The sequence below is a fragment of the Alienimonas californiensis genome (assembly GCF_007743815.1).
Classification (GTDB): domain Bacteria; phylum Planctomycetota; class Planctomycetia; order Planctomycetales; family Planctomycetaceae; genus Alienimonas; species Alienimonas californiensis.
This window is the reverse complement of record NZ_CP036265.1, coordinates 163,910-187,590: the sequence shown is the minus strand read 5'-3', so window position 1 is coordinate 187,590 and position 23,681 is coordinate 163,910. Positions and strand designations below refer to the sequence as shown.

Below are 23,681 nucleotides of genomic sequence, written 5' to 3'. Positions count from 1 at the left end.
TCACCCCGTCTCGATGGCTCTGACGCGCATGATGAACAGGACGACCGCCGCCGCCCTGACGCTCTGCGCCGCCCTCGCGTGCTGCGCTCCCGCCCCCGCCGGGGTGACGGTGACGCTGAAGGCCCGGGCCGCGGCCGTCGACAGCGTCGTGCGCGTCGGCGACGTGGCCGAGGTGACCGCGGACGGCCCCGCGGACGCCCCCGCCGCCGCCCGCCTGCGGACCGTGCCGCTGGCGCCCGCCCCCGTCGAGGGCAATACGACCACTCTCTCCGCTGCGACGGTTCGCGACCGGGCGCTCGCCGGCGGGTTCGCCGTGATGCTGACCGGCGCCAAAGCCGTCGTCCTCTCCGCCCCGCGGACGACGGGGGGCGAACCCGCCGACAATCGCCCGGCCAGCCCGGGCGATCGGGCCTACGGGGAGAAGTTCGTCACCGCCGCCGCCTCCCGGGCGCTCGCCCGGGCCGGCGTGGAGGGCGTGCGGATTGAAGTCGCCCTCGCCCCGGAGGCCGCCCGCATCCTCGCCCGGCACCGCCCGGACGGCTGCGACCTCAGCGGCCTCGCCCCGACCCCCAGCGTCGTGCAGACGGTCACGCTCCGCTGGTTGGACCGCCTGGAAAACGTGGTGACGGTCGAGGCCGCGGTGCGGCTCGATCCGCCGCGGCTCGTGCCGGTGCTGACCGAGCCGATCCCCCGCGGCGCCCCGATCACCGCCGACCACGTCGCTTGGCGGCCAGAGACCGCCGTCGCCGGCAGCGGCGGCGCCGCCGCCCCGATCCGGTTGGCCGGCGCCGTCCAGCCGACCGCCCCGTGGCCTTCGACGACGGACTTCGTCGGGCGCCTGCCCACCGGGGAGGCGATCCGCGATCTGCCCGTCGGCGCCGTGGTCGAGTCCGACGACCTGCGCCAGACCCCGCTGGTGCGGGCCAATCAGACGGTGCGCGTCGAAAGCCGCGTCGGCGGGATCACCGTTTCCCGCGACCTTAAGGCGACCCGCAACGGCCTGCTGGGACAGACCATCCCGATGTCCGACCCGGACGGCCCCGCCTACGGCGACCGCACGCGGATTTACGCCCGGGTGGTCGGCAATCGGCGGGCGGTGCTGGTCGGCGAAGCCGCCGAGAGCCCGGCCTACGCCACGACGCCCCAGTTCGATTCCACACCCCATTTCGATCCTGCCGGAGGCCCGCGATGACCCGCGCCCGCGTCTCCGCCGTCCGTTCGTCCCGCTCCGCGGCGCTGCTGCTCGGGGTCGGCCCGCTGCTGTGCGCCTCGGCCCTGTGCCCGACGGCCTTCGGGCAGGGCGCCGGGGGGCAGGGGGAGAGCTTCCGCATGCCGTCGACGATCGACCCGCGATCGCCGAGCATCGTGCCGACCGCCTTCCCGCAGACGCCGCAGATCATTCCGGCGCCGGCGCCGCTGGCGATCGACCCGCGGCTGACCGTCCCCCCGTCCGACTCGCCCGCCGCCCTGCCGCAGGGTCCCTTGGCGGGGCCGGCGCCGGGGCCGGCGGTCGCCCCGGCGCGGCCGGTGCTCGTCGGGGTGCGGCCCGGCGGGCGGCGGGCGCCGCAGTCGATGCGGGAACTCTCGCTGACTCATATCTCCCTGCCGGAGGCCCGCACGCTGGCGGTGCACGACATCATCACCGTGCTGGTGGACGAAAAAAGCGAGGTCGCGGTGCAGAGCCGCTTCGACCGCCGCCGCAATTCCGCGCTGGAGGCCAGCATCAATGAATTCGTCCGGCTGGATCCGACGGGCCGGTTGATCCTCAGCGCCACCGGCGAACCCAGCGTCGACCTTGAATCCGGGGTGCGGATCCAGGCGACCGGCAGCGGCATCGACACCGAGGCCGTCCGCTATCGCATCGCCGCGGAGGTGGTGGACGTGCTGCCCAACGGCAACGTCGTGCTGGAGGCCCGCAAGGAGATCCGCAACAACCGGGACGTGTGGGAATACACCCTCACCGGCACGATCGCGGCCCAGAAAGTGAACCGCGACCTGACCGCCCAAAGCGAAGACGTCGCCAACCTCAAAATCGAAAAGCGGGCCAAAGGCAAGATTTATAGCAGCACCGCCCGCCCCTGGGGCATCCGGGTCTTCGACCTGCTCTGGCCGTTCTGACCGCTCCCGGCAACCGACCTCTCCCACCCTTCAATTCGCCGCGTTGACCCGCGTCCTCCCGATCGCCGTCCTGCTGCTGGTCGTCGCCGCCCCGGCGGGCGCCGGCGTGCGGCTGGAGCACGTCTGCACGTTGGAGGGCCAGAAGGAAGTGCGGCTGACGGGGTTGGGGCTGGTGGTCGGTTTGGACGGCACGGGCGACGGCGGCAAGAATCTGCCGGCGATGCGGGCCCTCGCCGCCGCCATGCGGCTGCACGACGCCCCGGTGCTGGATCCGATCGAATTAAAAGACGCCGCGAACGTCGCCGTCGTGCTGATCGAGGCGACCGTGCCCGCGACCGGCGCCCGGCGGGGGCAGCGGCTGAACTGTTTCGTCTCCAGCCCGATGGGAGCCTCCAGCTTGGCCGGCGGTCGGCTGCTGGCGGCGCCGCTGCGGCTGGCGGAGGTCGGGGCGGACGTGGCGGTGGGCGTCGCCGCGGGGCCGATCGTGATTCAGGACCCGTTCGCCCCGCTGGTCGGGGCGCTGCCGAACGGACTCATTCTGGAGGAGGACTTCGACGTCTCCTTCGTCGGGGCCGACGCGGCGGGGCCGTTCGTAACCCTGCAATTAGACGCCTCCCACGCCGGGTTCGGCGCCGCCACGGAGGTCGCCCGGGCGGTGAACCGCGAGTTCGCCTTCGAGACCGGCGCCGAGATCGCCCTCGCCGCCGGCCCCGCCGCCGTGACCGTTCGCATCCCGCCCGCCTACCGGCCGGACCCGGTGCGGTTCGCGGCGCTGCTGCTGGCGGTCTCGCTGGAGCGGCCGGATAGCCGCCCGCGGGTCGTCGTCAACGCCCGCACCGGCACGATCATCGTGACGGGGGAGGTCGAACTCAGCCCCGTGGCGATCTCCCATAAAACTCTCACCGTGGACGTCGGTCCGCCCGGCGGCCGCGGCGCGGCCAACAACGGCTTCCGTCCCCTCGGCGAGCCGGAGCCGCAGCCGCGGCCGCAGCTCGAATCGCTGCTCCAGGCCCTTAATCAACTCCGCGTCCCCACCGCCGACGTGATCCACATCCTCCGCGAGCTGCACGCCAGCGGCAAACTGCACGCGGAGTTCGTGGAGGGCGGCTGACGGATTGAAGGGTGCAGGTGGGGAGTGAATAGGGGGGAGAGCGGCGAGGCGCATCTGACGGACTTTGAACGAAACCCGGAACGACCCATGCAGGCGACGCTCTTTCAACCGACCTCGCAACCTTCCGCCTTCACCCTGCAACCCCCGCAGGCGGAGCCGCCGGAGGACCTGTCCACCCGCGAGGCCTTCGACGGGTTCGTCGCCGGGACGCTGTTCCGGGAGATGCTCAAGTCGATGCGGACCTCCATGGGCGAGACGCCGTACTTCGGCAACGGGCAGGCGAACAAGATCTTCCGCGAGCGCCTCGACGGCGAACTGGCCGACCAGCTGGCCGCGACCAGCGGAAAGTCCCTCACCCAAGACCTGTACGAAGCCTTCGGCAACCAGACCGGGCTGAAGTAGAGGGGGCGGTGAGCGCACGGGGTCGGCCGCCGTCTCCCCTCTCCCCCTTTTTGGGGGAGAGGGGCCGGGGGTGAGGGGGCAGCGGCGCCCGAAGGCTCTTCGAGGTCCGCCTGCTCGTCCCTCCCCGATTCGTCACTGCAGGGAGCGCGGAAGCGGGTGAACCGTGCGACACCCTCACCCCCGGCCCCTCTCTCTCAAGGGAGAGGGGGGAAACGTGGCCGGCGTGCGGACACATCGCCCGAGCGGCTCGCCGTTCCGGCTGTGCGGGTTGTGCGGGCGGCCGCCGGTCGGTGCGGTTTCGCCGGCCGGGCCGGTCGAAACGACGGGAGATGACGCCGCCCGCCCACTTTGCCGCCCCGCCCGCCGATTCGTCGGTTCGCCCCGGCGCCGCCGTCGATCCGCTGGACCGGGTGGGGGCGGGGGCGGTGTCCGCGTACCTGTCCCGCTTGGACGCGGGGCGGCGGGAGTTGGACGCCGCCGGCACGGCGCTGTCGAACGCCGGCCGGGCCGCCGACGCCCCCGCGATGGCCGTCGCCGCCGATCGCTACGAGGCCGCCACGGCCGCCCTGCAGTCGCTCGCCGCCGAGCGCACCGCGCTGCTGACGCAGTCCGGGGCGGAGTCCGTTGCCGTGCTCGCGGCGTCCAATCCGGCGCTTGTCTTCCGCGTGAAGAGTCTGCGGGAGTCCGCCTCGGAGACACGGACTCGATTGTGGCCCCGCTGGGTCTCCGCCCGGCGCTCCGCCGCGGCCTGTGCCGAGGCACTGGACCTGATCGCCCGCGGCGGGGTGCGGTCCGTCACCTACGCCGCCGGCGGCGGGGCGGAGGCCGCCGGCGGCGGGGCGCTGCTGAACCTGTCCGGTTAGCGACTCCCTTTTCTGCACGGGGGGCTGACGCCCCGCCGCTCGCCCCGTTCGTTCGTTTCCCCGTCCGCCGTTCCCCCCCCGCCTGAGCCAATCGCATGGGTCTGTCAGCCGTGCTCGCGAAGAGCGCCAGCGCGCTGGACGTCTATACGACGGGGCTGGCGGTCTCCGGGAACAACCTGGCGAACGCCGCGACGCCGGGGTACGCCCGGGAAGAGCTGTCGCTGTCGGCCGGTCTGACGCAGGCCGGGGTGCGGCAGTCGGTCAACCTGCACCTGGAAACCCGGCTGCACGCCGCGGCGACCGGGGCGGCGGGCAGCGGGGTGACGGCGGAGCTGTTCGCCGGCCTGGAGCGCGTGCTGGGCGAACTGACCGACGGCGACCTGTCGACGGCCCTGTCCGACTTCTCGGCCGCCGTCGGGGCGGTCGTCGCGGAGCCGGATTCCGCCCCCCTGCGGCAATCGTTGCTGGACGAGGGCGCCGCGTTGGCGGGGGACTTCCGCAGTCTCTCCTCACGCGCCGCCGACATCAGCGACGGTCTGGCCACCCGGGCCGGCGAACTGGTGGGGGAGGCGAACGACCTGATCGAGGAGGTGCACAGCCTCAACCGACAGATCGTCCTGCTGGAACGCGGCGGGTTTGCCAACAGCGACGCCGGACAGATCCGCGACAAGCGTTATGCGGCGATGCAGCGGCTCTCGGAGATCGTCCCGCTGGAGTTCCGCGAAACGAAATTCGGCGCCGTCGAACTGCGCAGCGGCGACGACTGGCTCGTGCTGGGCGATTCGGTCCAGACCCTGGAGCTGGTCGAGCCGGTCATCGACGCGCAGAACCCGCCGCTCCGGATGCCCTCGCCGCGGGTGCGTACCAGCCGCACGCACTCCACCCTGGAGGGCGGCGGGGAGCTGGGAGCGGTTTTGGAGGGGGCGGACCGGATCGTGGGCGGGTTCCTCGACGACCTGGACGGCCTCGCCGCCGGCCTGATCGAAGCGGTCAACCGCGTGCACAGCGCCGGGCGGGGGACCGAGGGGTTTTCGAACGTCACCGCCTCCCGCACCGTGGACGACCCGGCGGCGTCGCTGGCGGCGTCGGTGAGCTACTTCGAACTGCCGTTCCCCCCGGCCCACGGCGGCTTCACCCTGACCGTCGTGAATCAAGCGACAGGGGCGGAGACCGACACCCGCATCGCAATCGACCTCGACGGGCTGAACGGAAACGACACCTCCCTGAACGACCTCGTCGCGGCGCTGAACGCGGTGGACGGCGTCTCCGCCGGGTTGGACTCGCGGGGCCGACTGACGATGACGGCGGCCTCCGGCCGACAGTTTCATCTCGGCGAGGACGACTCCGGCGTGCTGGCGTCGCTGGGCCTGAACCACTTCTTCGACGGCCGCGACGCCGGCTCGATCGGTCTGGCGGCGTCGCTGAAGGCGAACCCGGCGTTGCTGGCCGTCGGGCGGGGCGGGGGGCCGGGGGACAACTCGAACGTCCTGGCGCTGGCGGACGCGCTCGCCGGCCCGGTGCGGAGTTCGGCGAACGCGGAACTGAACGGCAAGACGATCGACGGCCGGTTCGCGGAGATCGTCGGGGCCGTGAACCGCGGGTCCGCCGCCGAGCGGGCCCTCGCCGAGGCGGCCACCTCTCACCGGGACGCCCTCGCCAGTCAGCGGGAGCAATTCAGCGGCGTGAGCCTGGACGAGGAGGCGGTCCGCATCATGGAACTTCAGCGCCAGTATCAGGCCAGCGCCCGGGTGATCAGCGTGACCGATTCGCTGCTCGAAACCCTCATCAACATGTGACCGGTCGGCCGGCGCCCCCGGCCGTCCTCGCTCCCAACCGTTTCAAACCGTCTCAGACCCGACACGACCGAAAGGAGGATTGAACGATGCCCGTCAGCCCGGTTCTCCCCGGCCGTACGCCGGAGACGTTCCAGTTTCAGCGGCTCGGCGCCTCGCTGAACAAGATCAACGCGGAGTCCATCCGCCTGCAGGACATGGCCGCCACCGGCGTGCGGATCGCCGTGGGCAGCGAGGACCCGGCCGGGGCCATCAAGGCCGGGCTGATGCAGCGGAACGTGGAGCGGAACACGGCCCTGCAGGAGCAACTCGCCGTCGCGAGCAGCCAGCTCGCCGCCGCCGACGTGGGCCTCGCCACGTTCGGCGACGCCGCGACGAAGGCCCGCACGCTGTTGCAGTCCGGCATCGGGGCGCAATCCTCGCAGGCGGAGAAGAACGCGCTGGCGGACGAGGTCGCCGCCCTGCGGCAGAGCATCATCCTGGAGGGCAACCGTACCTTCCGCGGCCGGTCGCTGTTCGGCGGCTCCAACCCGACCGGCTCGCCCTTCGCGGATCTGGGCGGCGGGAAGACGCTGTATACCGGCGACCTGGGCGGCATCCCCGGACTGATCGGCGACCACAGCCCGATCGACACCGCGGTGAACGGACACGCGGCGTTGCAGGTGCTCACCCCCGCCGAGAGCCGCCCGCTCTCGCCGGCCCTCACCCTGGACACGCCGCTGTCCGCCCTGCACGGCGGCGCCGGGGTCACGCCGGGCGAACTGACGGTGAGCCTGGACGACGGGCTGGGCAACCTCGCCTCGCAGACGGTCGACCTCGCCGGCGCCCGCACGATCGGCGACCTGAAGACCCGGCTGGAAGCGGCCTTCGGCGCCGGGCCGCCGGGGTTGAACGTGAACGTCTCCGCGGCCGGCGACGGGCTGTCGTTCGCCGTGAACCCCGGCGGGGACCCGGCGGCGGCGGTCACGATCGCCGACGTGAACGGCGGCCGGTTCGCCCGGGACCTGCGGCTCGTGCCGAATCCGGCGCCCGTCGCCCCCGGCGTGCTCGAGGGCGGGGGGCTGGCTCCGCGGGTCACGAAGCACACTCCCTTGACGGCCCTGAACGGCGGGGCGGGGGTGGACGTGGCGGGCGGCCTGCAGATCGTCCAGGGAGACGTGACGGCGACGGTGGATCTTTCCTCCGCGACGACCGTCGGCGAGGCGTTGGCCGCGATCAAGCTGCAAACCGAGGCCGCCGGCGTGCACGTCCTCGCCGACCTCAACGAAGACGGCACGGGGATCGTGATCCGCGGGCGGGTCAGCGGCGTGGACTTCTCGATCGGGGAGAACGGCGCCACCTCGGCGCGGGACCTCGGCGTCTCCACCCTGCCGGCCTCCACCCGGCTGGACGAACTGAACGGCGGGGCGGGGATCCCGACCGGCCCGCTGCCGGACGGCCCCGGCCCGCTGGTGATCACCCGCCGCGACGGCACCGACGTGAGCGTGGACCTTTCGGGGGCGGAGACGTTGGAAGACGTGCTCGCCGCGATCAACGCCGTGGACCCCGGCGTGCTGACGGCCAGCTTCGGCGCTCCGGGCAACGGTCTGACGTTGGCCGACGCGCAGGTCCCCGTGCTGCCCGCGGTGGCCGGGCCGCTGACGGTGGCGGAGTCGGAACTCTCCGTCGGCCTGGGGCTGGCGGGCCCGTCGTCGTCAGGACCGGCGGCGCCCGGGGACGCGATCTCCGGTTCCATCGACCACCCCCGCCGCACCGGCGGCCTGCCGGACCTGCTGAGCCGGTTGGAAGCCGGTCTGCGGGCCGGCGACGACGTCGCCCTGCACCCGCTGGGCGACCTGCTGGACGTGGAGCAGGCCCGCGCCACCGCCGTGCGGGCCGCCTCCGGCGTGCGTCATCAGCGGGTCTCGCAGCAGACGGATCGGCTGGTGGACGAGGAGCTCCAGTTGCGCGAAGACCTCTCGATGGTGCTGGACGCGGACCTCGCGGAGGTGTTCAGCCGCATCACGGCGCTGCAGACCGCCTACGAGGCGACCCTCCGCCTGACCGCCCAGGCGAACCAGCTGTCGCTGATCAACTTCCTGTAGGAGTAGGGCGAGCGGCGGGCGTGAGCCCTCCGTGTCCTCAAACCCGGACGATCGCCAGGACGCTCACACGGGGGGCGGACGCCCGCCGCTCGCCATGACTCAGCGAGAGTTATCCTCCCAGCGTTGAACCGCGGGCGACGCGCGTCTATCGTGCCCGACCCCCTTGCCGGCGGCGCCCTGCCTTCGGTGAATCGGGGCGGATCGTCCCGTGCGGGACGCAACCGCGACTTCTTGTTCTTCCCTCGCCCCCCCGGGCGTGTTCAGCAGGCGGCGTCGATGCCCATCCTCCAGAAATGCACCCAGCTTCCCAAGGAAGCCGCGGACCCGCAGTGGGTCACCGTGGACGCCGACGGGCAGATCGTCGGTCGTCTGGCGACCGGGATCGCCATGGTGCTCATGGGCAAGCACAAGCCGAGCTACACCCCGCACGTGGATAACGGCGACTACGTCGTCGTCACCAACGTGGAGCGGGTCGCCTTCGGCGGGAAGAAGATGGAGCACGAATCCATCGCGAACTTCTCCAAGAAGTGGCTCCAGAAGGAGTACGACCGCTACAGCGGTTATCCCGGCGGCCGCACCGTCGAGTCCGCCGAGCGGCTGCACGCCCGCAAGCCGGAGATGATCCTGCACGAGGCCGTTCGTCGGATGCTGCCCAAGAACAAGCTGGGCCGGCAGATGATCAAGAAGCTCAAGCTGGTCGTCGGCCCGGATCACGGCCATCAGGCCCAGCAGCCCGGGGAGTTCCCCGGCTACCTGATGCCCTCCCGCACCCGCTGAATCTCCCGGCCGCTTCGGGGGCTGACGCTCCCCGGTCCCGCTTCTCCTCGCTTCTCCCCCGCTGACCTTCGCCCGCCGCGCGGGACCCTCGCTCATGCCGAACGACGCCGACACGCCCGATCCGGACGCCCCCTCGCAGACCCCCTCGGCGTCCCCGGCGCCGATGGACGGCGTGCCGAAGGGCCCGAGCAGCGAGACGACCGCCGCGGACGTGCCCGGGACCGACGAGAACAACCCGGTCGACGAGACGAAGGTTGCGTCCGACGGGACCTCCGGCCCGCGCGGCGCTTCTGATGCCGCGACCGGCAACTCCGGCGGCACCGAGAGCGGTCAGACCGCTCCGCTAGTCGATTCCGCCAACGTCGACGCCGGCGCCACCGCGGGCGCCGCCGACATTCAGGTGGACGTTCCGCAGGGCGATCTCGCCGCCGCCGATCAGGCCGCTGAGCCGGTGGGCGACGAGCCGACCACCGGCGCCGAGGTCGGCGCCGCCTCCCCGGACGAGATGGGCCCCGATGCGACCGGCGAGAGCTACGCCGAGGATATGGGTCTGACCATCGGCGGCGGCCGCGCCCCCGAGGACATCGCCCCGCCGCCGGAGAGCATGATCCGCGGCTCGATCGACCGCTTCGGCACCGCGATGGGCACCGGCCGTCGCAAGACCAGCGTGGCCCGCGTCCGCATCTCCGACGGCACCGGCCAGTTCAGCGTGAACGGCCGCGACCTGGACGACTACTTCAGCTTCGTCCGCGACGTGGAGTCGATTCGCGCCCCGCTCGAGCGGACGGAGATGGCCGGCAACGTCGACGTGTGGGTTCGCGTCGAAGGCGGCGGCAGCACCGGCCAGGCCGGCGCCATCGTGCTCGGCATCGCCCGGGCGTTGCAGGCCAAGGACCCGAACCTGCACGGCACGCTGCACCACGGCGGCTACCTCACCCGCGACGAGCGGGCCGTCGAACGGAAGAAGTACGGCCGCAAGAAGGCCCGGAAGAGCTTCCAGTTCTCCAAGCGGTGATCCGCCGGAGGATTTGTTTCACGTGGTAACGCCGGGGCCTCGCGAGGCTCCGGCGTTCTTTTTTCGGACTGCCCATGCCCACCGCCGTCATCAACTACCTGCTCGGGCCGGATCTGCGCCTGATGCTGGAAGAGGGTGACGCGGACGGGCTCAAGGCGTTCTGCGAGGAGCTGCACCCCGCCGCGTTGGCCGAGTTGCTGGCCGAACTGGAGGACGAAACCGTCTGGCGGGTGCTCTCGCACTGTGCGCTCCCGCGGCAGGTGGAGATCTTCGAGTTCCTCTCCCTGCACCGGCAGGTGGAGCTGGTCGAGGCGATCGGCAAGGAGCGGCTCAGCAAGCTCGTCGGGGAGATGAGCTCCGACGACCGGGCGGACCTGCTCTCCCGGCTCGATCCGGTGCGGGTGGAGAGTCTGCTCCCGCTGATGGCCCAGGCGGACCGGGCGGACGTCCGCCGGCTGCTGGCCTACCCGGAGGAGTCCGCCGGGTCGATCATGACCACGGAGTACGCCAGCCTCACGGAGCAGGCGACCGTCGCCGAGGCCCTCACCGCCCTCCGCAAGCAGGCCCCGGACGCCGAGACGCTGTACTACATCTACGTCCTCGGCCCGGACCGGCGGCTGGACGGGTTCGTCTCGCTGCGGGACCTCGTGCTGGCCCGGCCGGAGCGCACGGTCGGCGAGTTGATGCGGCGGGACGTGATCAGCGCCCGCGTGGACGACGACCAGGAGAAGGTCGCCGCCCAGGTGATGCGGTACGACCTGCTCGCCCTGCCGGTGGTCGACGAGGCGAACCGACTGGTCGGCATCGTCACCCACGACGACGCGATGGACGTCGTCCGGCAGGAGGCGGAGGAGGACGTGCTGCGGATGGGCGGCGTCGAGCCGTTGGCCGACAGCTACGCCGAAACCGGCGTGCTGGAACTGGCGTGGAAGCGCGGCAAGTGGCTGATGTTCCTCTCGCTGGTCGCCCTGGCGACCGCGCAGGTGTTGCAGCGGTTCGAGGAAGTCAGCGAGGCGCACGTCTGGCTGGTGCTGTTCCTCCCGCTGGTGTTGGCCGCCGGCGGCAACGCCGGCAGCCAGTCGGCGGCGCTGATCATCCGGGCGATCGCCTTGGGGGAGCAGGGGACCGGCCCGTGGAGGCTGGCCGCCCGTGAACTGCTGGTCGGCGGCACGTTGGGCTTCCTGCTGGCGCTGATCGGCTATCTCAGCGGGTATCTGTGGTTCGAGTTGGGCTCCAACGAGAGCCTGATGGTCGCCGGCACGGTGTTCGTAGTGGTCGTGATCGGCACCGTCTGCGGCTCCCTGTTGCCGCTGGCGAGCAAAAAGATGGGCGCCGACCCGGCCCTGATGAGCACCCCCCTCATCACCGCGGTGATGGACGTGACCGGGGTGATCCTCTACTACGGCGTGGGCATCTGGCTGCTCACGACGCTGGCCGGCACGGCGGCGCGCTGAGGCGGCGGTCCCCGGGGGCGAACGTCCCGGAGTGTCTGCGCCGCCGGGTCACGCGACGGGGACGGTCCCGCCGTCGATCACGTACTCCGTTCCGGTGATCGAAGCCGCTCGGGGCGAGGCTAGGAACGCGATGAGGTTCGCCACCTCCGCGGGCTGGGCGGGACGCCCGAGCGGAATCCCGCCGAGCGAGTCCATGATGATGCGCCGTCCGCCTTCGAGGTCGACGCCGGCCTGCTCCGCGAGCCGTTCGGTCAGTGCGACGGAGGCTTCCGTTTCGACCCAGCCGGGCGAGACGCGAACGACGCGGACGCCCCGCGGCGCCGCTTCCTTCGACAGGCTCTTGCTGTAGGTGGACAGCGCCGCCTTCGCCGCGGCGTAGGCCGTCGTGGATTCCGGCAGGGGGAGGCGATTCTGGATCGACGTGACGTGCACGACCACGCCCGAACCCCGTTCCAACATCCCGGGCAGCAGCGCCCGGTCCAGCCGCACGGCGGGGAACAGGTTCAGGCGAAACTCGTCGAGCCAGGCGTCGTCGTTGAGGGCCGCGAAGCCGCCCGCCGGCGCCGACGAGCCGCCCAGGACGTGCACGAGGACGTCCACCCCGCCGAGTCGCTCCTCAACCGCTTTGACCACCGCGTCGCAGCCGGCGGCGGTGGTGAGATCCGCCGCGACGAACCACTCCGCCGGAACGTGATCCGGCCGCGCCCGTGCGGTGGTGAGCGTCCGGGCGCCGAGTTCACGGAAGAGGGCGACCGTGGCGGCACCGATGCCCTTGGTCCCGGCGGTGACCAGCGCCCGCCGTCCCGCGAGTTCCAGATCGAACGACATCACCCGATCTCCAGGGAGGCAATGCGGTCGCCGGTCAGGCGGAAGACGTGATCGAGTTCGAGCGGACTCCCGGGGAAGGCGCCCGCGACCCGGGTGCGGACGGCGAGACCGGCGTCCTGTTGAACGACCTCCAGCGGCTCCACGGTGTAGGGGGTTGCGCGTTGCGCCTCCCGCAGCCAGACGCCGATGGCCACATGGCCCCGGTGCGTCTGGCGCTCGTCCTGGACGACGGCGTCCTCGCCGAAGCAGCGTTCCGGCTCGAACGGGACGGAGCCGTTGCTCGCCTTAAAAAAGGCGGCGACCGGGTCGGGCAGGGGGACGTGCATGGCGTTGCGCTCCGAGGAAAGCGGGCCGAAGTTGGCGATGCGGAGATCCTCGCCTAGGCTGGCCGATCCTCAAGAACGCACTAAAAAGTAAGCGACCCACAAATGCGTAAGGCCTATACGCCCGAGACGGCCGCGGCGGGGGTGGAGGAGGCCTTTCAGTTGCTCGGGGGGCGTTGGAAACTGGTGATTCTGTTCCAGTTGTTCGGCGGCAAGGTGCGACGTTACTCGGATCTCGAGCGACTCGTCCCGGGGATCTCGCAGAAGATGCTGGCCCAGCAATTACGCCGACTGGAAGCGGATGGGCTCGTGTCGAGAACGGTCTACCCGCAGGTCCCCCCGAAGGTGGAGTATCGGCTGACCGAGTGGGGACAGTCCCTCTGCCCCGCATTGGACGCCCTGTTGACGTGGGCGGAGCGAAAGGGAGGGCCGCTCGATCCCGCCCCGCCCGGCGCCGTCGAAGAGGCCGGCGGCGGCCAGGACGAAGAAGTCGCCCCCGGCCGGTGATCTCCGGCCGCGGGGTTGGTTCGCCCTTCCGCAGCACGATGCCGGGCCGCAGGCGACCAACGCAGCTTCTCTGATCGCCGGCGAGGCGGCACCGGAGACGTCCGTGCACTGCTCAGACGCCTCTCAGCCTCCCAGCACGCCGGCCGGGCGGCGGGCGGCGGAGAACTTTCGCAGGACTGGTTGCGAAAACCCCCGCGGGCCATCATAGTCACTCTCGTTGAGACGCGATCTCAAAAGTCGGCCGACCGCTGGTCGCCCCGAGCGCGGGGCGGTCGTCAGATTCACAGGCTGGATTGTCGCCCCCTATCCACCTCGAGACTGTCCTCGGATGCCTCCGTCCTCCCGTCTGTCGTCACCTTCCCGGAGCCCACGTCGCGTCGGCTTCACGCTGATCGAATTGCTGGTGGTGATCGCGGTGATCGCGATCCTGGTCAGTCTGCTGCTGCCCGCCGTCCAGCAGGCCCGCGAAGCCGCCCGCAAGATGCAGTGCGGCAACAATCTCAAGCAGATTGGGCTGGCCATGCATAACTACCACGACACCTACCGCTACTTCCCGCTGACCTGGACCAGCAACACGGCGAACTGGGCCGTGGCGATCCTGCCGCAGGCCGACCAAGCGAATCTCGCCAGGAACTACGACTACAGCGTCCCCTGGGACGACCCGGCGAACGAGGACCTGAAGACGCTGATGCCCGAGTATTACTCGTGCCCCTCCAACCCGTCGGCCGGGAATACGCTGCCCGACAACGGCTGGCAGACCACGGACTACTCCGTGCTGCGGAACGCCTCCGACTGGGCGAACCACGCCTCCCTGTTCGACGGCGATCCGCACCGGATCGCCGACATCCTCGACGGCACGACGAACACCTGCATGGTCTACGAGGCGGCCGGCCGCTCCTCGCTGTACGTCGAGGATCGCGAGAACCCGACGATGAACGGCGGTCTCCCGCCGTGGACCTACGGCCGGGCGAAGGACCCCTGGGTCTCGCATGCGAACGCCGGGTGGTGGTTCACGCAGGCGATCGTCTGGAACGAGCCGGGCGACTTCGACATCCTCTGGTCCACGGGCGACCGGGTCGTCAACGTGGCCAACTGGTTCGGGGCGCCGTACTCCTTCCACTCCGGCGGCGTGAACCTGCTGATGGCGGACGGCTCCGTTCAGTTCATGAGCGAATCCGTCTCCTACGACGCCGTCTCCGCCCGCAGCTCCATCAACGGCCGCGAAGTCGAGGAGGGCTTCTGATGGCGTCGTTTCACTTCCCAGGCACGCGGTTCCTCTCCCGGGCCTGCTGCGTCGCGGCGCTGGGGCTGGTCGGGTGCTCCGGCCGCGAGGACTGGCAGGTCGAAACCCAGCCGGTCCGCGGCGCCGTGCTGATCAACGGCGAGGTTCCGGAGAACGCGGTGCTGACCCTGTATCCCCAGGGCGGGCCGATCGACGTTCGTAAGTCCAAGCCGTGGGGCAAGGTGGACGCCGACGGCACGTTCGTCCTGCAGACCTACGAGCAGGGCGACGGGGCGCCGCCGGGAACCTACGACGTCACCCTCGTCTGGCGGAAGGACCCGTCGGTGTTGGGTTCGCCGGACCAGCTCGGCGGCGCCTACGACGAAGTCCGTGAGTCGCAGTGGACGGTCGCCGTCGAGGCGGGACGGGAGGAACTCGACCCCCTTCGGATCGACGGGGTGAAGATCGTTACCAAGCCGGGCCGGCCCCAGGCCCCGCCGGACGAGCCCACCCGCTGAGCCTCCCCGGCGCCCCGTTCGCCCGGGGCGCCGTGTTCTCCCATCCCTCGCGGGGGGCGTCGCCTGCCGCCCCGCCGCCCGTGCGGTCGTCTTCCCCTGAGGCTTGCGATGAGCCGTCTGCTCGCTGAGTCACCGACCGCCGACGTCCCCCGCCCGGTCGCCCCCGGACCGGCCGTCCCCCGGCCGGTCGCCCCGGGGCGGGAAACGCAGCCGCGGCTCGCCCGGCCGGGGCAGACGCTGTTCCGCGTGATCTGGCGCTGGCACTTCTACGCCGGGCTGTTCGTCGCCCCGATCGTAATTGTGGCGGCGCTGACCGGCGGGATCTATCTGTTCGCCGCGGAGATCGGCGACGTCGCCAATCGCGAGCAGCTATTCGCCGCGGAGTCGACGGCGGGGGGCGAGCCGGCCGCCGCCCAGGCGATCGTCGACGCCGCCGAAGCCGCCCTGCCCGAGCAGCGGGCCACCGGCCTGACCTGGCACGCCGACGCCCGGCGGACGGTCGAGGTGAAGATGGAGCCCCGCCCGTCCGCGACCGACGCGGCGGACAGCGAAGCCGACGCCGGCGAGGGCGGCGGGGGCCGCCGGGGCCGGGGGACCACGGTCTATGTCCATCCCTCCACCGCGGAGGTGCAGGCCGTCTCCGGCGGGCCGCAGAAGCTCAGCGGATTTTTCCGCGTCGTCCTGGAGATCCACCGCACACTGTTTGCCGGGACCCCCGGACGGATCGTCGTCGAACTGGCGACCTGCTGGACGATCGTCCTGTTTCTGACGGGCGCCTACCTCTGGTGGCCCCGCCGCAAGGAGAAGGTGCGGGGCGTCTGGAAGGCGCGGTGGTCGGCCAAGCCCTACACCCGGCTGCGCGATCTGCACGCCCTGACGGGGATCTACCTCTGGCCGGTCTGCATGACGATCTTCGTGACGGGCCTCTTTTACACGCTTGTCTGGGGCAAGTCGTTTCACGTCGTCAGCGCGCCGCTCTTCGCCGCAACGGCGCCGACCGCCGACGATCCGCCGCCCGGCGAGACCGCCGAAGAGGACGCCGCCCCGAGGTTCACGTTCGGGCAGGCCGTGGCGGAGGCGCGGGCGTTCGACCCCGCCCGCGACGTGACCATCTCCATCCCGCACGAGCCCGGGGCCCATTACGAGGTGTCGGCGATCAACGACTACGCCCGCGGCACCTACGGGGCGATGAATTCGACCGGCTTCAAATTGCACCGGCACACCGGCGACGCGTTCGGGCACGAGGACCTCGCGGACAACGAACGCTACTGGTGGCACACCTGGGCCTACCCGCTGCACGTCGGCAGCGTGTTCGGCCCGGCGTCAAAGGTTCTGTGGCTGATCGCCTGCGTGGCGCTGGTCGCGCTGCCCGTCACGGGCCTATGGATGTGGTGGAAGCGGCGGCCCGCCGGGCGGACCGGCTTCCCCCGCGACACCTCCGCGGAGGCCGTTCCGGTTTGGCTCTGGGGCGGAATCGCGCTGCTCTGCGTGCTCCTGCCGGCGTTCGGACTTTCCGCGGCGCTGGTCGCGCTGTGCGAATGGTCCCTCAGCCGGCGTCGCGCGGCGCGAGGCCACTGAACGGCTGCGGCGCCCGACCGAGGGTGAGACCGCCGTAGAACCGTCTATTTGCGGCTCGTTCGCTCATGCGGCGACGGCGGGAGCGGTGACGGACGGCAGAAGGGGTATACATCTTCTGCTCACTCTGGTTCGCCCCTCCCACGACGTGCGTCGCACGACCCCGGTATGTCTCCCCTCCGCCGCCTGAACGCTTTGGTGGAACGCAATATTCGAGCCGTCGAGATGACGGGGGTCCTGATGCGGATCTTCAGTTTCTCACTGGTCAGTTGGCTGGGCCCGGAGAGTCCGTTCCTGTTCGTCTGGGCGTTCAACACCGTCGACGCCGTCCTGCTCTCCTGGTGCGCGATCCTGAAGAAGGACTGGGCCTACACGCTGCTGAACGTGTTCTGGATCGGCGTCGGCGTGGTCGGCGTCCTGCGAGCCGCCGAGGTCGGCTCCCACTGACGCGGCCAGTCGATCGTGAGCCCGGAGCTTGCGCTCCGGGCTCACGAAGCGAAATCCGCCACCACCGTCTGCGGTTCGCGCTATCCCTCCCGGGGGACGATGCCGACCAGGCGCATCAGCTCTAGGGCGTTGCTCCGCGGGACCACGCCCGGCCGCAGGCGGTGGTCGAAGGTCATGCGGCCGTCGGCGAGGTGGTCGCGGAAGTGCACGTTCGCCGCCCGGGTGCCGAGGTCGTCGGCCAGCTCCGTCAGGGCGAGGTCGTGCGTCGTCACCAACCCGAAGGCGCCGCGGTCCAGCAGGGTGCGGACCACGGCCTCGGCGCCGATGCGGCGGTCGGCGGAGTTCGTGCCCTGCAGGATTTCGTCCAATAGGAACAGGACCGGCGGCCCGGCCGCGGCCGCGTCGTCCAGCACGCCGGCCAGACGGCGGACGCTCTCGAAGAACAGGCTTTTGCCGTCCGCCAGACTGTCCGTGACCCGCATCACGCTCCGCACCCGACAGGGGGCCAGCGACAGCGAGGTCGCGCAGACCGCTGCCCCGGCGCCGGCGAGCGTGGCGTTCACGCCCACTGCCCGCAGCAGCGTGCTCTTGCCGGACATGTTCGACCCGCTGACCAACAGCAGGGCGGGGGCGCCGGGGGACGAATCCTCATGCGTCGAGCCGTCGGAGGGGGCGCCGACGGCGAGGGCCACGTCGTTGCGGATGCAGTCGGCTTGCGGGAGCAGGGGGTGCCCGAGCCCCGTGGCGACGAACCGGGCGGCGCCGCTTTCTGACGAATACCGCGGCACGACGAACGCCGGGCGCTCGAACCGCCAGCGGGCCAGCGACAGCAGCGCCTCGAACCGGCCGGCGGCGGCGGCCCAGTCGGACAGACGGCCGCCGTGCGTCTCCGCCCAGCGGGCGATCGCGTGGGCGTGGAACAGCGGCAGGGCGAACACGGCGGAGGCCACCGCGACAAACTGATTGTTCCGGCTCGTCTCCAATCGCCGGGCGATCGAGGCCAGCCGGGCGACCGCCTCGGAGGGCGTCTCCCCGGTCTCCTGATCGTTCAACGAGTCCCTCAGCACTGCGACAGCGGGGGCGGGGGGCTCGCAGCGCTCCAGCAGCCGCAGGACGCCGGCCAGCAACGTGAGGCCGCCCCCGGTGCGTTCGGAATAGTCCCCCGCCGCGGTCACGCGGTCGCGAAAGACGTACTGCAACGCCCCCTGTCCGCCCGCCGCCGCCAGCAGGATGCCGACCGAACCGGCGGCGATCAGCCACCAGCCCAGCCCGAACACCGCGGCCGCCCCCAGCACGAGGGCGGCGAGTCGCACCCCCGCCGGCAACGGCCGCGGGGGGACGATCGCGACGGGATCGCCCGGCGGCGCCGGCGGATCGCCGGGCAGCAGGGCGAGGCGTTCGCGGAGCCGCACCTCGCCGGCCAGTGCCTCCGCGGCCCGCTGCCGGGTGCGCACTTCGTCCGGCTCGGCGGGGGCGAGCAACCAGCCTGCCAAGGTCGCCCGGCCGCCGGCGGTGCGGGCGCAGGACAGTTGACGGAACAGCCCGGCCTCCCCGAACAGATCCAGGTCCGCGGCGTGCGGCCGGTCCGGGGGGAGCAGATCGGCGCCGGCGTCCGCGTCGGGGACCAGCCCGCCGCCGATCCGCAGCCGGGCGTGGTCGTGGTGGGTGACGGCTCGGGCGGCAAACGCCTGTTTCGACGCGACGCCCTCGTGGATCAGGCAGAGTGCCGCGAAGGCGACCGCCGGACCCAGCAGCCACCATCCGGTCCACGATCCCGTCGCCCAACCGATCGCGACGGCGACGGCGGCGAGAAAGACGACGCCGCGGCCGGCGGAGAGACGGTCGTCCCACCGGCGCCAGCGATCGACGGCGGCCTGCCGCTCCGTCTTCGCCGCGGCATGCACCGCTGCCGGGTCCGCCGCCGCCCCCCCCGGTCGGGCCGGGGACGGCGGGGCGGGGGCGGAGTCCGGCGGGGCGGCAGTCGAAGCGATCGGGGCGGGCGGGGGGCTCGGGGCGCTCGCGGCGACGCTCACGCCGAAAGCTGCTCGCGGGCGGCTTCGAGGATCTCGCGGGTGCGGACGATCCCGTCCCGCTCGCTCAGCTTGCCGCCCTCGTATTCCACGCCGATGTAGCCGTGGTAGCCGGCGTCGGTGACGATCTTGCACATCGTGACGAGGTCGAACTTCAGCCCGCGGCCCTCAGTGATGGTGGAGGGAGCCGGTTCGGGGAAGTCGTAGCTCTTGGCGGACATGCCCTTGGCGTAGGGCGTGAGGATCCGCACGCCCTTGTACGGGTCGAAGGTCCGCTCGCCGTTGATGCGGAAGTTGCCGAAGTCCGGCAGCGTGCCGACGCGGGGGTGGTCGCACAGCTCCATCACCCCGGCCAGCCAGCCGGCGTTGGAGCTCAGGCCGCCGTGGTTCTCCACGATGACGTTCTGGTCGTAGCCGTCGGCCAACTCGCAGAGCTGACGCAGGCCGTCGGCGGCCCGCTCCATCTGCTCCGTGAAGGTTCCGCTGCTGCCGGCGTTCACGCGGATCGAGTGGCAGCCCAGCGCCTGGGCGCTTTTCAGCCACTTCTCGTGGTTTTTGACGGACTTCTTCCGCTCCGCCTCGTCGGCGGCGCCGAGCTGGCCCTCGCCGTCGACCATGATCAGGACGCTGGTGACGCCCTCGTCCTCGCAGCGGCCCTTCAGCTCCGTGAGGTACTCGTCGGAGGTGTTCTTGAAGAAGCGGTTGACGTACTCCACGGCGGAGATGCCCAGCTTCTTGGTCTCCGCGGGGAACTCCAGGTTGGAGAACTCGTTCGCACCGAGCGCTTTGTGGAAGGACCACTGGGCGAGGGAGATGTCGAAGGGCTTGCCGCTCTTCTTGTCGCCGTGGTGATCGGCCCGGGCGGGGCGGGGGGCGAACGCCGCGACGCCGGCGGTCGCCGCGGCGGCGCCGAGGGCGGATTTGAGGAGCGTGCGGCGATTGGGAGCGGACATCGGCAAGCCACAAAGTACGGAACGGGGCGAACGGGCAGAGTTTACCGGCACGCCTCGCCCCCGGCGACCGATCGCGGGGCCGGGTAGAATGTCCTTGCGCCTTCCCGCACGTTCTCCGTCAGGAGCTCCCGCCGATGCCCTCGCCGTTCCCCGGAATGGATCCATTTCTGGAAGATCCTGGCCAATTCCCGGCGCTGCATGGGGCGTTGATCACCGCCGTCATGAGTCAGCTGCAGCGGACGCTTCCGGAGGGGTATCTCGCCTCGGCTGACGAACGAGTCTGGATCGGCCCCGGCGGGCGAAACGTCGAGCCGGATGCAAACGTGCTGCGGCGCGAGTCGGCGCCGGCGCAGCCTGACGCCCCGTCTGACGGGCCGGGAGCCGGGGACGCGACGCTGGTGGCTGCCGCGACGGCTCCGGTGGTCGTGGTGGCGGATCACGACCCGCACCGCGAGCGCTTCGTGGAGATCAGGTCGCGAGCCGGGGGACAGGAACGCGTCGTGGCCGTGCTGGAAATCCTTTCGCCCAGCAACAAGGCCCGCGGACCCGGGAGGGACAGCTACCTCGCCAAGCAGCACGACGTTCTGGGGACCCGACAGCACCTCATCGAAGTCGATTTGCTACGGGCCGGTCAGCCAACGACGGCGTTACCGGACGACGATCGGGCGCAAGTCCTTCGGGACGCGGCCTACCACGCCTGCGTCGCCCGCGGGGACATTCCGAACCGGTACGAGGTGTACCCCATCCCGCTGCGCAACCCGTTGCCGCGCATTTCGATCCCGCTGGAGGCGGACACCCCGCCGATCGCGTTGGATCTGCAGGCCGCGTTCGATCGAGCCTATGACGACGGGCCGTTCCGGCGTCGGAACCTCTACGCCGACCTCGCCCGCATTGCGCCGCCGCTCCCGCCGGACGCCGCCGCCTGGGCGACGGACCTGCTGAAAGATCACGTGACGTAAGAACGACGCCCCGGACGCTTGGGCGTTCGGGGCGCTGGAAAACGATCGCACGCCCGGCCGACGGCCGGGGGACGACTCAATACCGGTAGTAGTCGGGCTTGAACGGGCCGTTCTGCGGGATGCCGAGGTTCTCGGCCTGCTCCGGGGTGAGCTTGGTGAGCTTCACGCCGATCTTGTCCAGGTGCAGGCGGGCGACCTCTTCGTCCAGTTCCTTGGGCAGGACATGCACGTCGACGCCCCACTCGTCCGGGTTCTGCCACAGGGCGAGCTGGGCGACGACCTGGTTCGTGAAGCTGTTGCTCATCACGAAGGAGGGGTGGCCGGTGGCGCAGCCGAGGTTCACCAGACGGCCCTCGGCCAGCACGATGCGGCTGGTGCCGTCCGGGTAGGTGTAGCGGTCGACCGGGCCGCCCTCGTCGCTGTCCTTCTTGAGGCGCTCCCTGGTGACCTCCTTGTGCTTGTTCAGGTAGGCGACCTGAATCTCGCTGTCGAAGTGCCCGATGTTGCAGATGATCGCGTTGTGCTTCATCCGGTCGATATGTTCGCCCCGGATGACGTCGTCGCAGCCGGTGGCGGTGACGAAGATGTCCGCCTCTTCGCAGCAATCTTCGAGGGTGGTGACCTCGTAGCCTTCCATCGCGGCCTGCAGGGCGCAGATGGGGTCGATCTCGGTGACGATGACGCGGGCGCCGAGGCCCTTGAGGGCGTCGGCGGAGCCCTTGCCGACGTCGCCGAAGCCGCAGACCACGCAGACCTTGCCGGCGACCATCACGTCGGTGGCCCGCTTGATGCCGTCGGCGAGGCTCTCGCGGCAGCCGTAGAGGTTGTCGAACTTACTTTTGGTGACCGAGTCGTTGACGTTGATCGCCGGGCAGCCGAGCTTGCCGGCCCGGTGCATCTGGTGCAGGCGGTGCACGCCGGTGGTGGTCTCCTCGGTGAGGCCGCGGATGTCCTCCAGCAGCTCCGGGTAGGCGTCGTGGACCAGCTTGGTGAGGTCCCCGCCGTCGTCGAGGATCATGTTCAGCGGCTTCGGTTCGCCGCCGTCCTTGGACGGGAAGAAGATCGTCTGCTCGATGCACCAGTTGAACTCCTCCTCCGTCTCGCCCTTCCAGGCGAAGATCGGGATCCCGATCTTCGCCAACGCGATCGCCGCGTGATTCTGGGTGGAGAAGATGTTGCAGGAGCTCCAGCGGATCTCCGCGCCCAGCTCGATGAGGGTCTCGATCAGGACCGCCGTCTGGATCGTCATGTGCAGACACCCGGCGATGCGGGCGCCGGCCAGCGGCTTCTGGCCGGCGTATTTCTCCCGCAGCGACATCAGGCCGGGCATCTCGACCTCGGCCAGTTCGATCTCCCGGCGGCCCAGGGCGGCCAGGTGCTCGAACTGCTCCTCGGACACGTTCGCCACCTTGTAGGGCAGAACTTCAGTGGCAGCGGCGGCGGTCATGGGCGGCACAGGCGACGAAAACGAGGGGAGGGGAGCCGGCCGAAGGGCGCGGCGGGTCCGGCGCTGACCGGACGCGCGAGCAGAACTTCACCGGTCCGGTTCCGGCAATCAGGGAGAGAGCGTAAAATGTGCCGACCATCGGGGCAAACCCGTTTTGCGCGGTCGTCGGGCGGGGCGCCGGTCGCTTACGCTGCCGGGCGACTCCGGCCTCGCCGCAGGTCCGGGGCCTCCCCGAGCCGCCAACGCCCTTGGTGAACCGGCGTCGCTCCGCCGCGGTCCCCCTGATTCGCCGCCGCTTCCCGCCCCGGCGTGCCGCCCCGCCCGCTCCCGTCGCTCTCTCCGGTCGCCCGCCGCGCATGCATCTGTCCGACGTCTACGCCGACCGCTTCGGCCTGTCGTTTGAAATGTTCCCCCCGAAAACGCCGGCCGGCGACGAGGCCCTCCGCGTCGAACTGGCCCGGCTGGCGGAGTACGACCCGGCGTTCGTCAGCTGCACGTACGGCGCCGGCGGCAGTACCCGCGATCGCACCCTCGACTGGTGCCGCGAACTGAAATCCGACTTCGGTCAGAACGTCACCGCCCACTTCACCTGCGTGGGCAGCGCGACCGGGGACATGGCCGAATGGCTCGACGCGGCGCAGGAGGCCGGCGTCTCGAACATCATGGCCCTCCGCGGCGATCTGCCCGAGGGCGGCCCGGACGACGCCCCCTGGCAGCCGCCCGCCGGCGGGTTCCGCTACGCCAACGAACTGGTCGCCTTCGTGCGGGAGCGGTTCCCGGAGTTCGGCGTCGGCGTCGCCGGCTACCCAGAGAAGCACCCGGAGTGCGGCGACCCCGAAACCGACCTCGCCAACCTCAAACGCAAGGTCGACGCCGGGGCGGACGCCGTCTTCACCCAGTTGTTTTTCGAGAACGACCACTTCCTGCGGTTCCGCGACGCCTGCGGCGAAATCGGCGTCGACGTCCCGATCGTCCCCGGCGTAATGCCCGTGACGGACTTCGCCCGCATCAAGCGGATCACCGCGATGTGCGGCTCGACCTTCCCGAGGAAGTTCTCCGCCGCGCTGGAGGCGGTGAAGGACGACCCCGTCGGGCAGTTCGAGATCGGCGTGGACTGGGCCGTGAACCAGTGCCGCGGACTGATGGAGGAGGGCGTGCCCGGTATGCACTTCTACGTGCTGAACAAGGCCGCCGCGACGGAGCAGATCCTCGACGGCATGAACCTCGCCCCGGTCCGCGCCTGAGGCGACGGGCC

Annotated in this window: 22 protein-coding genes; 17 read left to right on the top strand and 5 right to left on the bottom strand. The window is 71.1% G+C overall.

What is annotated here, in order from left to right; all coding sequences use genetic code 11:
- Positions 1-13: 13 nt before the first annotated feature.
- The 10 genes from CA12_RS00825 (at position 14) to mgtE (ending at position 11,617) form a co-directional block, all read left to right on the top strand.
- Positions 14-1,192, top strand: a complete 1,179-nt coding sequence (locus tag CA12_RS00825; protein WP_145356701.1) for a flagella basal body P-ring formation protein FlgA — start codon at positions 14-16, stop codon at positions 1,190-1,192.
- Positions 1,189-2,118, top strand: coding sequence for a flagellar basal body L-ring protein FlgH (locus tag CA12_RS00820; protein WP_145356700.1), 930 nt, complete (start codon positions 1,189-1,191; stop codon positions 2,116-2,118). The genes CA12_RS00825 and CA12_RS00820 overlap by 4 nt, the downstream gene beginning before the upstream one ends.
- Before the next feature lie 43 nt (positions 2,119-2,161).
- On the top strand, positions 2,162-3,229 hold the full coding sequence (locus tag CA12_RS00815; protein WP_145356699.1) for a flagellar basal body P-ring protein FlgI: 1,068 nt from the start codon (positions 2,162-2,164) through the stop codon (positions 3,227-3,229).
- Between the two features lie 87 nt (positions 3,230-3,316).
- Positions 3,317-3,631: a rod-binding protein gene (locus tag CA12_RS00810; protein WP_145356698.1), complete on the top strand. Its 315-nt coding sequence runs from the start codon at positions 3,317-3,319 to the stop codon at positions 3,629-3,631.
- A gap of 329 nt (positions 3,632-3,960) precedes the next feature.
- On the top strand, positions 3,961-4,494 hold the full coding sequence (locus tag CA12_RS00805) for a hypothetical protein (RefSeq protein WP_145356697.1): 534 nt from the start codon (positions 3,961-3,963) through the stop codon (positions 4,492-4,494).
- A gap of 95 nt (positions 4,495-4,589) precedes the next feature.
- On the top strand, positions 4,590-6,290 hold the full coding sequence (locus CA12_RS00800) for a flagellar hook-associated protein FlgK (RefSeq protein WP_145356696.1): 1,701 nt from the start codon (positions 4,590-4,592) through the stop codon (positions 6,288-6,290).
- Positions 6,291-6,376: 86 nt separating this feature from the next.
- On the top strand, positions 6,377-8,371 hold the full coding sequence (locus CA12_RS00795) for a flagellin N-terminal helical domain-containing protein (protein ID WP_145356695.1): 1,995 nt from the start codon (positions 6,377-6,379) through the stop codon (positions 8,369-8,371).
- A 276-nt stretch (positions 8,372-8,647) separates the two neighbouring features.
- The gene (gene rplM / locus CA12_RS00790; RefSeq protein WP_145356694.1) at positions 8,648-9,148 is read left to right on the top strand and encodes a 50S ribosomal protein L13; all 501 of its coding nucleotides are present in this window, start codon (positions 8,648-8,650) and stop codon (positions 9,146-9,148) included.
- A 94-nt stretch (positions 9,149-9,242) separates the two neighbouring features.
- Complete coding sequence (gene rpsI, locus CA12_RS23135; RefSeq protein WP_390614125.1) at positions 9,243-10,163, top strand: 30S ribosomal protein S9; 921 nt, start codon at positions 9,243-9,245, stop codon at positions 10,161-10,163.
- Positions 10,164-10,237: 74 nt separating this feature from the next.
- Positions 10,238-11,617 (top strand): magnesium transporter, encoded by a 1,380-nt coding sequence (gene mgtE, locus CA12_RS00780; protein WP_145356693.1) that lies wholly within the window; start codon positions 10,238-10,240, stop codon positions 11,615-11,617.
- A 48-nt stretch (positions 11,618-11,665) separates the two neighbouring features.
- Here the strand turns inward: mgtE and CA12_RS00775 are convergent, their stop codons facing one another.
- Complete coding sequence (locus CA12_RS00775) at positions 11,666-12,445, bottom strand: SDR family oxidoreductase (protein WP_145356692.1); 780 nt, start codon at positions 12,443-12,445, stop codon at positions 11,666-11,668.
- Entirely contained in the window at positions 12,445-12,771 is a 327-nt protein-coding gene (locus CA12_RS00770; protein ID WP_145356691.1) for a nuclear transport factor 2 family protein, read from the bottom strand. Before CA12_RS00770 ends, CA12_RS00775 begins: the two co-directional genes overlap by 1 nt.
- A 102-nt stretch (positions 12,772-12,873) precedes the next feature.
- On the opposite strand from CA12_RS00770, the gene CA12_RS00765 reads away from it, so the two are divergent.
- The 5 genes from CA12_RS00765 to CA12_RS00745 all read left to right on the top strand — a co-directional run bounded on the left by CA12_RS00765 (position 12,874) and on the right by CA12_RS00745 (position 17,037).
- Complete coding sequence (locus CA12_RS00765; protein ID WP_145356690.1) at positions 12,874-13,275, top strand: winged helix-turn-helix transcriptional regulator; 402 nt, start codon at positions 12,874-12,876, stop codon at positions 13,273-13,275.
- A 328-nt stretch (positions 13,276-13,603) separates the two neighbouring features.
- Positions 13,604-14,518 (top strand): DUF1559 domain-containing protein, encoded by a 915-nt coding sequence (locus CA12_RS00760; protein ID WP_145356689.1) that lies wholly within the window; start codon positions 13,604-13,606, stop codon positions 14,516-14,518.
- A complete protein-coding gene (locus CA12_RS00755) occupies positions 14,518-15,015 on the top strand; it encodes a hypothetical protein (protein ID WP_145356688.1) in 498 nt (165 codons plus the stop codon). The genes CA12_RS00760 and CA12_RS00755 overlap by 1 nt, the downstream gene beginning before the upstream one ends.
- Positions 15,016-15,123: 108 nt before the next feature.
- Positions 15,124-16,593 (top strand): PepSY-associated TM helix domain-containing protein, encoded by a 1,470-nt coding sequence (locus CA12_RS00750; RefSeq protein WP_145356687.1) that lies wholly within the window; start codon positions 15,124-15,126, stop codon positions 16,591-16,593.
- Positions 16,594-16,758: 165 nt separating this feature from the next.
- Complete coding sequence (locus tag CA12_RS00745) at positions 16,759-17,037, top strand: hypothetical protein (RefSeq protein ID WP_207622081.1); 279 nt, start codon at positions 16,759-16,761, stop codon at positions 17,035-17,037.
- A gap of 80 nt (positions 17,038-17,117) precedes the next feature.
- Here CA12_RS00745 and CA12_RS00740 read toward each other — a convergent pair whose 3' ends face one another.
- Together CA12_RS00740 and CA12_RS00735 are read right to left on the bottom strand one after the other, a co-directional pair.
- Entirely contained in the window at positions 17,118-19,070 is a 1,953-nt protein-coding gene (locus tag CA12_RS00740; RefSeq protein WP_145356686.1) for a MutS-related protein, read from the bottom strand.
- A complete protein-coding gene (locus CA12_RS00735) occupies positions 19,067-20,020 on the bottom strand; it encodes a sugar phosphate isomerase/epimerase family protein (RefSeq protein ID WP_145356685.1) in 954 nt (317 codons plus the stop codon). Before CA12_RS00735 ends, CA12_RS00740 begins: the two co-directional genes overlap by 4 nt.
- Positions 20,021-20,154: 134 nt before the next feature.
- On the opposite strand from CA12_RS00735, the gene CA12_RS00730 reads away from it, so the two are divergent.
- Positions 20,155-20,979, top strand: a complete 825-nt coding sequence (locus tag CA12_RS00730; protein WP_145356684.1) for a DUF4058 family protein — start codon at positions 20,155-20,157, stop codon at positions 20,977-20,979.
- 76 nt (positions 20,980-21,055) lie between these two features.
- Here the strand turns inward: CA12_RS00730 and ahcY are convergent, their stop codons facing one another.
- Positions 21,056-22,426, bottom strand: a complete 1,371-nt coding sequence (gene ahcY, locus CA12_RS00725) for an adenosylhomocysteinase (RefSeq protein WP_145356683.1) — start codon at positions 22,424-22,426, stop codon at positions 21,056-21,058.
- 356 nt (positions 22,427-22,782) lie between these two features.
- Between ahcY and metF the strand changes: the two genes are divergently transcribed.
- Complete coding sequence (gene metF, locus CA12_RS00720; RefSeq protein ID WP_145356682.1) at positions 22,783-23,670, top strand: methylenetetrahydrofolate reductase [NAD(P)H]; 888 nt, start codon at positions 22,783-22,785, stop codon at positions 23,668-23,670.
- The last annotated feature ends 11 nt before the right edge of the window (positions 23,671-23,681 follow it).